Origin of the sequence: Shewanella goraebulensis (assembly GCF_030252245.1) — a bacterium.
GTDB lineage: Bacteria > Pseudomonadota > Gammaproteobacteria > Enterobacterales > Shewanellaceae > Shewanella > Shewanella goraebulensis.
The window spans coordinates 2,382,989-2,397,430 of the sequence record NZ_CP126972.1; the positions used below are offsets into that span (position 1 = coordinate 2,382,989).

The following is a 14,442-nucleotide window of genomic DNA, read 5'->3' on the forward strand; positions in this document are numbered from 1 at the left end:
AAATCATTACAGATTTAAAGCAGCGTATTTACGCTGCTTTTTTTTGCGTCCGATAATTATTAATGACGGCCATTAGAGTTATCAAATAATCAAATACCAACTGGTTGAATTTATCTGTTAACGACTATAATTGACATTAATTAATCTTATAAAGAGTGTTTTACTTAAAATTTCTATGCCACAAATTAATATTGATTCAAGTTATGGTGTCATCATTATTCAAGACATGAACGCTGTTCATGTTGACGAGATTTACGCTAAAATTTTTGGTTATGAATCACCAGAATCTTTGTTAAGTCATATAGATTCTTTTCTTGATTTACTTCCTGTTGATATACATAAGTTAGCTACTCAAAATTATCATAATATTGTTGCTGGTAAGATGTATCCACGAGGTCATACATTTACCAATATTGATAGAAATGGTCGAGAATTTACTGTGTTTTCAGTTGACCATTTGATCCAGTGGCATGGAAAACCGGCTTTGCAAGTCACGGTTATAGATTTATCTGTCTTAGTAGAGGCAAATGAACGGATCAGAGAGCAAGATTTAATGTTTAAAAGGTTAATAACTGATTCGGGGCAAGGAATTATGGTGCACCGTAACTTTAAACCTTTAATGATTAATGATGCATGTGTGAAACTATTGAGAGCTAACTCTAACGAACAAGTCATGGGTATTGATTCCGTTTTAAAATTAATTCCTCACCAATATCAAGTGCTAGCTAAACAACATTATCAAGAAATTATTTGCGGAAATACAATTGGAAGTACGAGTGTGGTTGAAAACATCTGTTTTGATGGTTCCACTCGTTTTTTCAATATATACGATAACTTAATCGAATGGGATGGTGAGCCAGCAGTACAAGTTGTGATTGAGGATGTGACTGATAAAGTACAACTTGAGAAAGAACTGGCGTACAAAGCAACTCATGATGAATTAACGGACATTTTTAATAGAAGTGCTATTTATGATTGGTTAGATAAGCATTTGGGTAATTCAGCTGATTTAACTTGTTTTTTGTTAGACATAGATGATTTTAAACTGGTTAATGACACCTACGGTCATCATAGTGGTGACAAGGTTATTAAAGCGTTAGCAGATATTATCAAAGCGGTTATTGAAGATAATCAAGGTGCAGTTGGTCGTTGGGGCGGCGAGGAGTTTATCGGTTTCATTCCAACATTGGATATGCAGCTTGTGTTGGAACTTGCTGAAACCATTAGAGCTAGCTTTGAACGACTAGAGTTCAAATCTGAGGAAAGAGCTTTTACTGTTACTGTCAGCATTGGGATTAGTGAAGCAAAACAATGCCATGATATGAAGCGAATAGAAAACCTCATTAAAGCTGCAGATAAATGTTTATATCTTGCTAAAAGTAATGGTAAAAACAATGTTAACATTTCAGATTTAACTGCTATATGAATAACGTTATCCTTGGCATTCACACTAGAGCTGTCAAAGTCTCAATGTGGATGCCTGATATTTATTATTCAAATACAAAAGCCCAGTTGCTGCTATTTATACTTCAACTAGACTTACAGTTAAATGATAGCGTTTACCTGTTTAGCAGTAGTTGCATCAACATTAATAACGCTGCCAAGCTTTAAATTGTTAACTCTTTTAATTTCATTGAATATTAACGGTGACAATAGAATACATAAAGCAACGTTCGATAAAGGTACAGAAAGCCAGATTCCGTTTACCCCCAATATTGATGGCAACATTAATAGAAAAGGAATTTGAATCAACATATTGCCTAACGAAATAGTCAAAGAGCGACCACCTTGGTTTACCGCCATAAAGTACATAGTAGCGATAAAAATAAGTCCATCTAATACCAGTGCAAATAAGTGCAAACGCATACCCACTAAGGTTTCCGCCATTAACACCTTATCTTCACTGCTAAAAAAGCCGATTACAAACTCAGGAAATATATTAATAATAGCTAGCGTAGATAGCGCCAATATGACTATGACTTTTACTGCCAGTTTAACTGTGCTTTTGATGTTATCTATTTGTTTAGCGCCATAGTAATAACTCACAGGTGGCTGCATACCGCCAGCGATACCTTCAGCCAGTAGAAAGAAAGTTGTTGCTACATAACCAACAATGGCAAATGCAGCGACATGGATTGCAGAACCGAACTTCATGAACAGATAATTATGCAGTGCTATGATAAAACTGAAATACAAAAACATGAACAAGCTCGAACTACCTAAAACAATGATGTGCTTCATTTGTTTTGGGTTTAATAAACCAAGCTCAAATTTAATTCGTGTATTGGCATGCGATGAGAGAAAGTAACTAAACCCAAGCACAACTACGGTTGCTTGCGATAAAAGTGTTGCAATAGCAGCGCCTTTTAATCCTAACGGATATACAGCTATCAGTAGATAATCTAAAACAATGTTAAGTGTTGCACCAATAATCAGTAATTTGGTTGCAATGCTCGGGTTTTCATCATTACGCACCAGCAACGGAAATGCAGTGGCTGCGGCGGTAAAAAATGCGCCGTAGGCAAACACCTCGATATAGTTCATCGCCATATCAAAGTTAGTCCCATTTGCAGACTGCAGTAGCAATAATGATTCACCTAAATAATGTATAAACACAGCTGCAAGTACACTAAGAATAACAATTAATGCGACGGCGTTATTTAATACACGTTGACCATCTTTGGGTTTGTGTTCACCGCGACTAATTGATAGCAAACTACCACCACCCATGCCAATCATCATTCCCACACCTGCAATACAACAGATAACAGGCCAAGCCATATTAATACCTGCTAAACCTTCAAAACCAATATAATGGCCTACAAAAATACCGTCGATGATTTGATAAAGACCGCTGACTAACATAGCTGCGATCGATGGAATGGCATATTTCCAAAAATGCTGGCTGACGGTTAAGGTCGATGGCTTAGGTTTTACGTTAGACATGATCCACACTCAAAATTATTCTACAAGCTAATAGTGCGTATTATTGCTATTTGTAAGATAGAATAAAGTTGGTAACTATCCGGTATTCGGATAGGTGGGTTGGTTTAATCTTGTGGAGTTGAAATGAATTGGTCAATAGAGCAATTACAAGCTTTCGTAGCAGCTGTGAATACGGGCTCTTTTTCTGCAGCGGCGCGGACCTTAGGCAAAGCCCAATCACGAGTGAGTACCGCGGTTGCCAATTTAGAAATTGATTTAGGATTCAAGTTGTTTGATAGAGCAGGTCGCACGCCTATTTTAACAGAGCAAGGCAAGCAAATGCTTATTGAAGCCAACGCTGTGCTAGCACAGTGTGAGCGATTAAATTCAAGAGCTATGATGGTACAGACTGAAGATGAGTTAGCCCTAACCATAGCAATTGATGAAGCTGTGCCAATTTCTATTTTTGAAGAGTTTTATATAAAAACTGCGCTGACATTTCCTTTATTAAAACTTACCATTCTTAATGGATCAAGAGATGATATTGCTCAATGGGTTGACGATGGTAAAGCTGATCTAGGTGTATTGTTCAGAGGAGAACAATTATGTGAACGGTTAGAGTTTTTTAGTATCGACAGCTTTCATCATTCATTGATCGTGTCAGTAGATCATCCATTAGCTGAAATCCCAGTACCTAATATTGCAGAGCTAAATCAATATAGGCAGTTAGTCATTTGTGACTTACAAACAGCTAGCAAGGCCATATCGGCTAACTGCTGGCACGTTGACAGTTATTATCATATTACCTCTTTAGTTGTTCGAGGTTTAGGCTGGGCGCTTGTACCTGAGCATATTGCTGATTCGTCTTGGTATTCAGGTGAGATAAAAGAATTGAGTTGTTATCACATTCCTGATTCGATTTTGATTGAAATGGGGTTAGTAAAACGTCGTGATAAAGGTGCAGGTAATATCATGAACTGGATGTTTGGCGAAGTCGATAAAATGTTTATAGAAGCAAAAAAAGCGAAACGTGCTCGTTAGTATAGATGGCTCATTAAGTATGTTTGAAGTTGCACTTTTTGAGGTTTATGAAAAAGATTTATGAATTAAGGATTAAGGTAAAGGTTTCAGCTAACTTACTTTGCGGGATATTGCTTTCTATGTGTTTAATACTAATAAACTAACTATACCAAGCTAATTTTATTAATCTGACTCTATCAATCTAGAATAACCACAGACTTATTGTGCTGAACATAAAGGTTGCTTGGTTCGTCTGTGGTTAAATCAAGGTCTAAATTAGAATCTGGCACACAACAACAAGGCAAACACTCATTGTCTTTAAGTTCAACTAAAGGTTTAGTGATATAACTGACACTGCCTTTGTTTACTGTTGTTTTGCAGGCGCCACAAAAGCCATTTCTGCATTCAGAGAATACATTCACTTTTTTTATTTCTAATACTTCAAGCAGAGTGTGTTGCTGTTGATTGAACAGCAACACAGGCTCACCATTTAAACTGACAATGGGCGCTTTTTTAAAGTTGTGCTTATAGGTCAAAGTCAGAAAACTCATCACTGTCTACAGCAGAGTCAATTTGACCCACTAAATAAGATGACACTTCAACTTCCTGTGGTGCAACTTGTACAGCATCACTTTCTAGCCAGTTTTTCATCCATGGAAGCGGGTTAGATTGCTCTGGATAAGGTTGTGGCAGGTTTACGGCTTTCATACGTTGGTTAGTGATGTATTCAACATACTGACACAAAATTTGCTCGTTCAAACCAATCATTGAGCCATCTTTAAACAGGTATTGTGCCCATTCTTTTTCTTGCTCAGCCGCTTTGAAAAAGATGTCATAAGCTTGGTCATGACATTCTTTGGCAATCTCTCCCATTTCTGGGTCATCTTTGCCGCCTTGCATAATATTAACAATATGCTGAGTGCTATTAAGGTGTAACGCTTCATCACGGGCGATTAAGCGGATAATTTTAGCGTTACCCTCCATCAACTTACGTTCTGCGAATGCAAACGAACAAGCAAAGCTCACATAGAAACGAATAGCTTCTAATGCATTCACAGACATCATACAAAGGTAAAGTGATTTCTTAAGAATTCGCGAACTGACCGCGATTTCTTTACCATTGATATTATGAGTGCCTTCACCGTGTAAATTGAATACTTGAGTTAACTCAATAAGGTCATCATAGTATTGTGCAATATCACCAGCGCGCTTCAGAATTTCTTCATTTACCACGATATCGTCAAATACTACTGATGGGTCGTTAACAATATTACGGATAATATGAGTATAAGAACGCGAGTGAATTGTCTCTGAAAACGACCAGGTTTCAATCCATGTTTCTAATTCTGGCAGTGACACTAAAGGTAGAAGGGCGACATTAGGTGAACGACCTTGAATAGAATCCAATAATGTTTGGTATTTAAGGTTTGAGATGAAAATGTGCTTTTCATGCTCAGGTAAGCTTTGGTAATCAATTTTATCTTTACTTACATCTACTTCTTCTGGGCGCCAGAAAAAAGATAATTGCTTTTCAATTAACTTTTCAAAAACTTCATATTTTTGTTGATCGTAACGCGCAACATTAACCGATTGGCCCATGAACATTGGCTCGTTCATTGGGTTGTTAGGTGTTTGACAAAAAGTAGAGTAAGCCATTTATATATCCTAAAAAAGCGGGGAAACTCCCCGCGATTGTATGCAAATTATTGATTAAATCTTACAAGCGCCGCCGGCACAATCATCGTCTTCTTTTTCGACTACAGTGATGTCGTCTAAGTTGTCTGATGCACCATCACGAGTGTTGTGATAATAAAGGGTCTTAACCCCTAATTTGTAGGCTGTTAGCAAATCTTTAAGCAAAGTTTGCATCGGAACTTTCTGACCGTCAAAACGTGTTGGGTCGTAGTTAGTGTTTGCCGAAATAGCTTGGTCGATAAACTTTTGCATAATGCCAACTAACTCTAAGTAACCATTGTTGTTTGGCATATTCCAAAGCAGTTCATATTGATGTTTTAGTTCATCAAAGTCTGGTACTACTTGCTTTAACTGACCGTCTTTACTTGCTTTAACACTAATCAAGCCACGTGGAGGCTCAATACCGTTAGTCGCGTTAGAAATCTGTGACGATGTTTCAGAAGGCATTAGCGCTGACAAGGTTGAGTTACGTAGGCCATGTTGCTGAATATCGCTGCGTAAACCTTCCCAATCCATATGAAGTGGTTCACTACAAATTTTATCAAGGTCACGTTTGTAAGTATCAATTGGCAAGATACCTTCAGCGTACGTTGTCTCGTTAAATAACGGACAAGCACCTTGTTCTTTCGCTAAATTCATAGAAGCTTTTAATAAGTAGAACTGAATTGCTTCAAATGTTTTATGGGTCAAGTTGTTACCTGAGCCATCAGAATATTTCATTCCATTTTTCGCTAGGTAATTTGCAAAGTTAATAACACCTATACCAAGAGTTCGACGATTCATTGAACCAAGCTGAGCTGAAATAATTGGGTAGTCTTGATAATCTAATAAGTTATCAAGTGCACGAACTGCCAAATCAGCCAGCGGCTCTAACTCAGATAAGTTATTGATTGCGCCTAGGTTAAGCGCTGAAAGAGTACAAAGGGCGATTTCACCATTTGGATCTTCAATGTTTTTCATTGGCTTAGTTGGCAAAGCAATTTCTAAACAAAGGTTAGATTGCTTAATTGGCGCAACTTTTGGGTCGAATGGGCTGTGGGTATTACAGTGGTCGACGTTTTGAATATAAATACGACCAGTTGAAGCTCGCTCTTGCATCATCAGTGAAAATAATTCAACTGCCTTTATCTCTTTGCGACGAATGCTAGTGTCAGCTTCATACTGTAAATACAGACGTTCAAATTCAGTTTGATCAGCAAAGAACGCATCGTATAAACCAGGTACGTCAGATGGGCTAAATAAGCTAATGTTTTGAGATTTAATTAAACGCTGATACATCAGTTTGTTTAATTGCACGCCGTAATCGAGATGACGAACACGGTTGTCGTCAACACCACGGTTATTTTTAAGGACAAGAAGTGATTCAACTTCTAAATGCCAAATAGGGTAGAACAAGGTTGCTGCGCCGCCTCGTACACCGCCTTGTGAGCATGACTTAACCGCGGTTTGGAAATACTTGTAAAAAGGCAAACAACCGGTATGGAATGCTTCGCCGCCTCGGATTGGACTACCTAAAGCACGAATACGACCAGCGTTAATTCCTATACCTGCACGTTGGCTGACATACTTAACAATAGAAGATGCAGTCGCGTTAATTGAATCTAAGCTATCGTCACATTCAATCAATACACATGAGCTGAACTGACGTGTCGGTGTACGAACGCCAGCCATAATTGGAGTCGGCAGTGAAATCTTAAAGGTAGATACCGCATCATAAAAACGTTTGATGTAATCAAGACGTGTTTCTTTAGGATATTTAGCAAATAAACATGCCGCAACCAAGATATATAAGAACTGAGCACTTTCGTATATTTCGTTAGTAACACGGTTTTGAACTAGGTACTTGCCTTCTAATTGCTTTACTGCAGCATAAGAGAAGTCCATATCACGCCAATGATCCATATAGCCATCAAGAATAGTTAATTCTTCAGCTGTATAGTCTTCAATAATATGCTTATCGTATTTACCAAGCTCAACCAAACGGTTTACTTGATCGATTAATTTAGGTGGTTCGAACTGACCGAAAGCTTTTTTACGTAAATGGAATACAGCTAAACGAGCAGCAAGAAATTGGTAATCAGGTGATTCAGGAGAAATTAAATCAGCTGCTGCCTTAATAATTGTTTCGTGGATAGCTTCAGTAGGAATACCATCGAAAAATTGCAGGTGAGAGCGTAATTCAACTTCAGAAACTGAAACATTCTTCAGTCCTTTTGCTGCCCATTCGATAACGCGATGAATTTTGTCTAAATCAATTTTTTCGCGTTCGCCACTGCGTTTAGTGACTGTCATATTGCTGTTCATTAAAAAAAGCCTTGGTTCTATATTTATTGGTGCAATTTATTATTGGATCTTTTTCTACCGTGTTATTTACGATCGCCAATAAATCACATTACGTTCCCTTGTAAGCAGATCATCCAAAAGTATTCACAACATAATATCAACAAAAATACTAGTGTTACAGCGAGATACGTAGGTTTTAAGCTAGTGTCTCTTAGTGATGTCACACACAAGATATGGTGTTTTTAAATTTAATACATACAAGATAGTGAGGTTCCTCACTATTTGCAAGCAAGATTTTGTTGAATAACTTGTGGATATCTCATGTATATTGAAACAAGTTAGTAAAAGCTAACCTGCTAACGTAAAATACGCTTAATTTTTTTGGTTTAGGCGTTTTTTTGTTCGAAAAGTTACGCTAGTTCGATCGCTAAAATAAACAGCGATCGATTGTTTCAGTATAAAAATAGTTTGATTTTTAAATGTAAGGTTTGCTAAGCAGACTTATACCTGAATTAGAGACGTTGCTGATGCAGTTTCTTCAAATATAGCAGGCTAGACTTGCTAGATTAACTAACGATTTTATAAGTTGTAAAAGGCCATTTAATGGCGACCATTTCGCAATGATTTTGGTTACGAAATAACTTTCGTCAGGAAAAGCTCGTGCAAATCAGCAACGGTATTAAATTCAATTTTACTTGGCCATTGATCTGGAGTATCTGATTCAGATAAATACCCCCACAGGGCCGTTCCGCCAATCATCCCTGCATTGTCAGCTGCGACTAAGTCACGTTCTGCGTCGCCCAAATATAATATCTCTTGGGGTTTACAATTAATTTGCTGTGCAGCTAATAACATTGGAGCGGTATGGGGTTTGGGGTGATGAGTTGAATCTCCACTTATAATCGATTTCGCCCGATGCGTTAAGCCTAAAGCATCGATAAGTGGTCGAGTGAATTTTGCTTGTTTGTTAGTGACAATGCCAAATGGAATTTCGTTACTGTCCAACAAATCTAGAAAGACATCAAATCCATCAAATAACTGTGCCTTTTCACCATTGACCATTTTGTAGTAATCCAACAATGATTGCTGAATTTCAAGTTGAGTGGTTTCATCAAGGTGAGGTACGCCGGCTTTAACTAAAGCAAGACTGCCATGTGAAGCCGAATACCGCAGCGCTTCAACACTCTGAGGTGCTATTTTACGATCTAGCAGGCTTAGATTTAACGCATGGATTAAATCAGGTGCAGTATCAGCTAAGGTGCCGTCTAAATCGAAGAGCACAGCTTTAATAGAATTCATAAATGCCTCGTGTTATTAACAAGCTTATCGAGCTATTACATCAGTAAGTTTAATTTGGAACTAAGAAGGGTGGTAACGCCAGAAATGACGTTACCTTTTGATATGACAACTTAATCTTACTTTGTTTAGTCAGCGACCTTTTGAGTGGCAATCATGTAATTAACATCGACCTTGTTAGTGTACTTATATACACCAGAAAGAGGATTATAAGTGATGCCTAATGCGTCGCGACAAATTAAGTCGGTATTATCCACTAAATTTATTAGCTCTGAAGGTCTGATGAACTTACTGTGATCGTGTGTGCCGACAGGCAGCATTTTTAAAACATATTCTGCACCTACAATCGCTTGTATATATGACATCATGCTACGGTTGATGGTTGAAAAGAAAACATGACCTCCAGGCTTAACCATGTCACAACATGCTTGAATAACTGATAATGGATCTGGTACGTGTTCAAGCATTTCCATACAAGTGACGACATCATAATGATTTGCGTGAGTGGCAGCATGGTCTTCAGCAGTCATGGTATCGTAATTGATGGTTACCCCAGTTTCTAAGGCATGAAGTTTTGCGACTTCAATTTGTGCTTCGCCCATATCTAAACCCGTCACCTTCGCACCAATTTTTGCCATGCTTTCAGACAATATTCCGCCGCCACAACCAATATCAATGACTTGTTTTTCAAATAAACCACCGCTGGTTTGATCAATATAATTTAATCGCAAAGGGTTTAATTGATGTAATGGTTTAAAGTCACCATTTGGATCCCACCAAGACTCTGCCATTTGGGCAAATTTTTCGATTTCTTGATGATCAACATTCTGTTGAGTAGTGTGTTCTTGGTTAGACATAGCAAGGACCCATGTTTTATTTATGATTATTGCATGCATTATAACCATACGAAGCAATAAACATAGTGAGATGAAACAAGATTCATTTCTAATCGGTTATATATTCGGCAGTAACTGCTGATAAAAAAGCCATTGGGGTTTTGTTAGCAGCCTTTAGGCATTTCAAAAGTAGTTAAACCTAAACAATATTGACTAATTCTTGCTGTTTTTATTCAGTTTTTCACTTGCTTTAACTTTTCGTTGTTCTAAGGTCTAGCCACTTTATTTATCTGTGTTAGAATGCAAAATCACGTTTTTGAGCTACACAATAAAATGGAATAATTATTGTGCGCTAATTTTAGGGGAACGAGCAGTTTATGACTGATCTGGCATCATCAATTTCGCCAATTAACATCGAAGACGAACTAAAAAATTCTTATTTAGATTATGCAATGAGTGTAATCGTAGGTCGTGCATTACCCGACGTTCGTGACGGTTTAAAACCTGTTCACCGTCGTGTGCTTTTTGCAATGAACGAATTAAAGAACGACTTTAATAAGCCTTATAAAAAATCAGCTCGTGTTGTTGGTGACGTAATTGGTAAGTATCACCCACATGGTGATTCTGCTGTTTACGATACAATCGTACGTATGGCACAACCATTCTCAATGCGTTATACCCTAGTAGACGGCCAAGGTAACTTCGGTTCTGTCGATGGTGACTCAGCAGCGGCAATGCGTTATACCGAAATTCGTATGGAGAAGTTAGCGCATTCATTGCTAGCTGATTTAGAAAAAGAAACCGTGGATTATGTACCTAACTATGATGGTACTGAACATATCCCTGCGGTTCTTCCTACACGCATTCCTACATTATTAATCAATGGTTCTTCTGGTATTGCTGTTGGTATGGCGACCAATATCCCGCCGCACAATATCAATGAAGTTGTCCAAGGTTGTTTAGCGTTAATTGAAGAGCCTAGTCTCTCAATTGAACAGCTAATGGAGTATATTCCTGGACCTGACTTTCCAACAGCTGCGTCAATCAATGGCCGTAAAGGTATCATTGATGCATATAAGACTGGCCGCGGCCGTGCTGTTATGCGCTCTAAAGCCGAAATTGAAGAAGAAAACGGCCGTGAACGGATTATCGTTACTGAAATTCCTTATCAAGTTAACAAAGCACGTTTGATTGAAAAGATCGCTGAGCTTGTAAAAGATAAGAAAATTGAAGGTATCAGCGGTTTACGTGATGAGTCTGATAAAGACGGTATGCGTATTGTTGTTGAAATCAAACGCGGTGAAGTAGGCGAGGTTGTTCTTAATAACCTGTATGCTCAAACTCAAATGCAGTGCTCTTTTGGTATCAATATGGTTGCGTTGACAAATGGTCAACCAAAACTGTTTAACCTAAAAGAAATGCTTGAGTGCTTTATTCTGCACCGTCGTGAAGTTGTGACTCGCAGAACTGTATTTGAGTTACGTAAAGCTCGCGAACGTGCACATATCCTTGAAGCATTAGCGATTGCACTTGCTAACATTGACCCAATTATTGCATTAATTAAAGCATCACCAACACCAGCTGAAGCAAAAGTTAAATTAGTTGCCCAAGGTTGGAAACTCGGTAATGTGCAAGGCATGCTTGAAAAAGCAGGTGATGATGCAGCGCGCCCTGAGTGGTTAGAGCCAGAATTTGGTATTCGCGATGGCGAGTACTTCTTAACTGAACAACAGGCACAAGCGATTCTTGAATTACGTCTGCATCGCTTAACTGGTCTTGAACATGAAAAAATTCTTGCTGAATATGAAGAGTTATTAGAGTTCATTGCTGGTCTTCTGTTCATCCTTCGTAGCCCTGAACGTTTGATGGAAGTCATCAAAGAAGAGCTAGAAGAAGTATTAGAACAGTACGGTGATGCTCGACGTACTGTAATTAATCAAAACGAAGTTGATATGAGTCTTGAAGACTTAATTAACGAAGAAGATGTCGTGGTGACATTATCACATATGGGTTATGCCAAGTATCAGCCACTGACTGACTACCAAGCACAGCGACGTGGTGGTAAAGGTAAAGCTGCAACTAAAGTTAAAGACGAAGATTTCGTCGAGAAGTTACTTGTTGCCAATACCCATGACACCATCCTTTGTTTCTCTGACTTCGGTAAAATGTACTGGCTTAAAGTTTACCAATTACCATTGGCAAGCCGAACAGCACGTGGCCGTCCCATCATTAACTTACTACCATTATCTGATGGTGAACGTATTACTGCGATTTTACCAGTACGTGAATATGCTGATGATAAGTTCATTGTTATGGCAACAGCGCACGGTACAGTTAAGAAAACCGCATTAACGGCTTACAGTAATCCTCGTGCAAACGGTATTATTGCCGTTAACCTGAAAGACGATGATCAATTAATTGGTGTAGATATTACTAATGGTAGTGATGACATCATGTTGTTCTCGAATGAAGGTAAAGTAGTTCGCTTTAACGAGAAAGTACGTGACTCTGAAACAGGTGAAGTGAAGAAAGATCCTGAAACAGGTGAAGACTTAATTGCTATCCGTCCAATGGGCCGTACGGCTACAGGTGTTCGCGGTATCAAACTTGAAGATGGTCAAAAAGTCGTTTCAATGATCATTCCTAAAGAAGAAGGTTCTATCTTAACTGTGACTGAAAATGGTTATGGTAAGCGTACTGACCTTTCTGAATACCCAGCTAAAAGCCGTGGTACTAAAGGTGTGGTTTCTATTAAGGTGAGTGAACGTAATGGCGCAGTTGTTGGCGCTGTACAAGTCACTGAATCAGAAGAAATCATGTTGATTAGTAACAAGGGCACGTTAGTTCGTACTCCTTCAAGTGGCGTATCACTGATTGGTCGTAACACGCAAGGTGTGACTATCATCCGTACCGCTGAAGACGAGAAAGTAGTTGGTTTGCAAAGACTAGACGAAATCGAAGTAACTGAAGAAGAGTTAGCAGAAGGTGTTGAAGGTGAACAATCTGAAACACAAGCTGTAGAGAATACAGCTGATGACTCTACTGATACTCCAGAATCTGATGCTTAAGTAAATCAATAAGCTATTATAAAAAAGGATGCCAATGGCATCCTTTTTTTATGTCTGAATCTAGTAATTAAAAAGCTTTGATACTACTCATAGATATTAAGTTGAGTGCTTAATGACTATTCTTCGCAAGTGTATCGGCTCTTTTAAAGGTGTCACGCCAGAAATTTGAGCTTAGTTTAGCGATGACTCGTGATTCACCATTGAGTAGCATTGCCATACCGATATTAAGCTCTGGAGAATAAGACACTTCAGCGACATAGCCCGCAACCCAACCAGCATGATAAATTAAAGGCCTGCCTTCAAATTCATATACTCGCCAGCCTTTACCATAATGAGCGTTATCTAGATATGTACGCCAATCACGTCGTCTAAGCTCTTTCGTCGTTCTGACACCAGCTGTTGTGACATCCTTAATTACACTATTTGATAACACACCAGGGTTTTCGCCAAGGTTAGCAATGAGCCATTTTGACATATCAGTAATACTGGCATTAATTCCAGCAGCAGGTGCAACTGAATAATAGTTTGGTTTTACCGTAACTTTTCTGAAACCAGACTTTGTCTTAACGTGAGGTTCAGCGCGATTACTTTGCTGATCAAATGCATCATAGCCAATAGATGCAGTTTTCATGTTGAGAGGGGAAAATATTTTCTGCTGTAGTAACTCTTCGTAAGATTGACCAGATTGTTGTTCAATCGCATTTTGTATAAATGAAAACGCGACATTTTGATAGCTGTAACAAACACCTGGTTGGCACATAGGTGTCAACTCAGAGAACTTATTGATAATACGCTCCATGTCGACATTAGCATTGATTAAATTATCGTAGCTGTTTGGCATCAAACCGGTACTTTGGCCAATGATATGACCAAGGTTAATGTCCTTAGCTTGTTGTTTGTCTGCCAGGGTAAATTCAGGAAGATAATGCACAATAGGTTGTTGCCAGTTTAATTTTTTCTCATTAACCAACATACTAGCCAATGTGCCAGCAAATGTTTTTGACACGGACGCTAGTCTAAAAACAGTATCAGCGTTTACATTTAAACTGCCGCCTTTAGTACGCTTACCATAAGTACCAAGCTTTAATACTTGATCACCTTCAACAATAACAAAAGCGCCACCGGGAACTTTACTTTTTCTGAGTTGACTGTGGAAATTTTGTTTAAAGTTATTTGTTATTTGAATATATTCAGATTGCGTTGCGGCTAAAGAAGAAATAGGGCTAAGAGCCCCGATAGATAGAGTGCCTAAAAGCAAAATAGGTTTTAAAAACATTTACAGTTCCAATGACCGTTTAAACGGCTTATTTTTTATTGTA

10 protein-coding genes are annotated in these 14,442 nt (G+C 38.4%); 3 read left to right on the forward strand and 7 right to left on the reverse strand.

From position 1 onward, the window contains the following. The first annotated feature begins 130 nt into the window (after positions 1-130). The gene (locus QPX86_RS09990) at positions 131-1,426 is read left to right on the forward strand and encodes a sensor domain-containing diguanylate cyclase (RefSeq protein ID WP_285165087.1); all 1,296 of its coding nucleotides are present in this window, start codon (positions 131-133) and stop codon (positions 1,424-1,426) included. A gap of 119 nt (positions 1,427-1,545) precedes the next feature. Here the strand turns inward: QPX86_RS09990 and QPX86_RS09995 are convergent, their stop codons facing one another. Next, positions 1,546-2,946 carry an MATE family efflux transporter gene (locus QPX86_RS09995; RefSeq protein WP_285165088.1) on the reverse strand — a complete coding sequence of 467 codons (1,401 nt, stop codon included), beginning with the start codon at positions 2,944-2,946 and terminating at the stop codon, positions 1,546-1,548. 123 nt (positions 2,947-3,069) lie between these two features. On the opposite strand from QPX86_RS09995, the gene QPX86_RS10000 reads away from it, so the two are divergent. Then, on the forward strand, positions 3,070-3,966 hold the full coding sequence (locus QPX86_RS10000; protein ID WP_220755549.1) for a LysR family transcriptional regulator: 897 nt from the start codon (positions 3,070-3,072) through the stop codon (positions 3,964-3,966). Between the two features lie 176 nt (positions 3,967-4,142). Here QPX86_RS10000 and yfaE read toward each other — a convergent pair whose 3' ends face one another. The 5 genes from yfaE to ubiG form a co-directional block, all read right to left on the reverse strand. After that, positions 4,143-4,496 (reverse strand): class I ribonucleotide reductase maintenance protein YfaE, encoded by a 354-nt coding sequence (gene yfaE / locus QPX86_RS10005; RefSeq protein ID WP_285165089.1) that lies wholly within the window; start codon positions 4,494-4,496, stop codon positions 4,143-4,145. Further along, on the reverse strand, positions 4,471-5,601 hold the full coding sequence (gene nrdB, locus QPX86_RS10010; RefSeq protein ID WP_285165090.1) for a class Ia ribonucleoside-diphosphate reductase subunit beta: 1,131 nt from the start codon (positions 5,599-5,601) through the stop codon (positions 4,471-4,473). Before nrdB ends, yfaE begins: the two co-directional genes overlap by 26 nt. A gap of 54 nt (positions 5,602-5,655) precedes the next feature. Further along, on the reverse strand, positions 5,656-7,944 hold the full coding sequence (nrdA, locus tag QPX86_RS10015; RefSeq protein ID WP_285165091.1) for a class 1a ribonucleoside-diphosphate reductase subunit alpha: 2,289 nt from the start codon (positions 7,942-7,944) through the stop codon (positions 5,656-5,658). Between the two features lie 609 nt (positions 7,945-8,553). Beyond that, a complete protein-coding gene (locus QPX86_RS10020) occupies positions 8,554-9,222 on the reverse strand; it encodes an HAD family hydrolase (protein WP_285165092.1) in 669 nt (222 codons plus the stop codon). Positions 9,223-9,347: 125 nt separating this feature from the next. Then, positions 9,348-10,076 carry a bifunctional 2-polyprenyl-6-hydroxyphenol methylase/3-demethylubiquinol 3-O-methyltransferase UbiG gene (ubiG, locus tag QPX86_RS10025; protein ID WP_285165093.1) on the reverse strand — a complete coding sequence of 243 codons (729 nt, stop codon included), beginning with the start codon at positions 10,074-10,076 and terminating at the stop codon, positions 9,348-9,350. A gap of 356 nt (positions 10,077-10,432) precedes the next feature. Here ubiG and gyrA point away from each other — a divergent pair, with 356 nt between their 5' ends. Then, positions 10,433-13,123, forward strand: coding sequence for a DNA gyrase subunit A (gyrA, locus tag QPX86_RS10030; RefSeq protein WP_220755555.1), 2,691 nt, complete (start codon positions 10,433-10,435; stop codon positions 13,121-13,123). Positions 13,124-13,232: 109 nt separating this feature from the next. Here the strand turns inward: gyrA and QPX86_RS10035 are convergent, their stop codons facing one another. After that, complete coding sequence (locus QPX86_RS10035) at positions 13,233-14,399, reverse strand: serine hydrolase domain-containing protein (protein WP_220755556.1); 1,167 nt, start codon at positions 14,397-14,399, stop codon at positions 13,233-13,235. Between the last annotated feature and the right edge of the window lie 43 nt (positions 14,400-14,442).

What these genes read in the sequence shown, in the direction of transcription:
- QPX86_RS09995 (WP_285165088.1), bottom strand. Translation starts at nt 2,946, where the DNA reads ATGTCTAACGTAAAACCTAAGCCATCGACCTTAACCGTCAGCCAGCAT.
- QPX86_RS10000 (WP_220755549.1), top strand. Translation starts at nt 3,070, where the DNA reads ATGAATTGGTCAATAGAGCAATTACAAGCTTTCGTAGCAGCTGTGAAT.
- yfaE (WP_285165089.1), bottom strand. Translation starts at nt 4,496, where the DNA reads ATGAGTTTTCTGACTTTGACCTATAAGCACAACTTTAAAAAAGCGCCC.
- nrdB (WP_285165090.1), bottom strand. Translation starts at nt 5,601, where the DNA reads ATGGCTTACTCTACTTTTTGTCAAACACCTAACAACCCAATGAACGAG.
- nrdA (WP_285165091.1), bottom strand. Translation starts at nt 7,944, where the DNA reads ATGAACAGCAATATGACAGTCACTAAACGCAGTGGCGAACGCGAAAAA.
- QPX86_RS10020 (WP_285165092.1), bottom strand. Translation starts at nt 9,222, where the DNA reads ATGAATTCTATTAAAGCTGTGCTCTTCGATTTAGACGGCACCTTAGCT.
- ubiG (WP_285165093.1), bottom strand. Translation starts at nt 10,076, where the DNA reads ATGTCTAACCAAGAACACACTACTCAACAGAATGTTGATCATCAAGAA.
- gyrA (WP_220755555.1), top strand. Translation starts at nt 10,433, where the DNA reads ATGACTGATCTGGCATCATCAATTTCGCCAATTAACATCGAAGACGAA.
- QPX86_RS10035 (WP_220755556.1), bottom strand. Translation starts at nt 14,399, where the DNA reads ATGTTTTTAAAACCTATTTTGCTTTTAGGCACTCTATCTATCGGGGCT.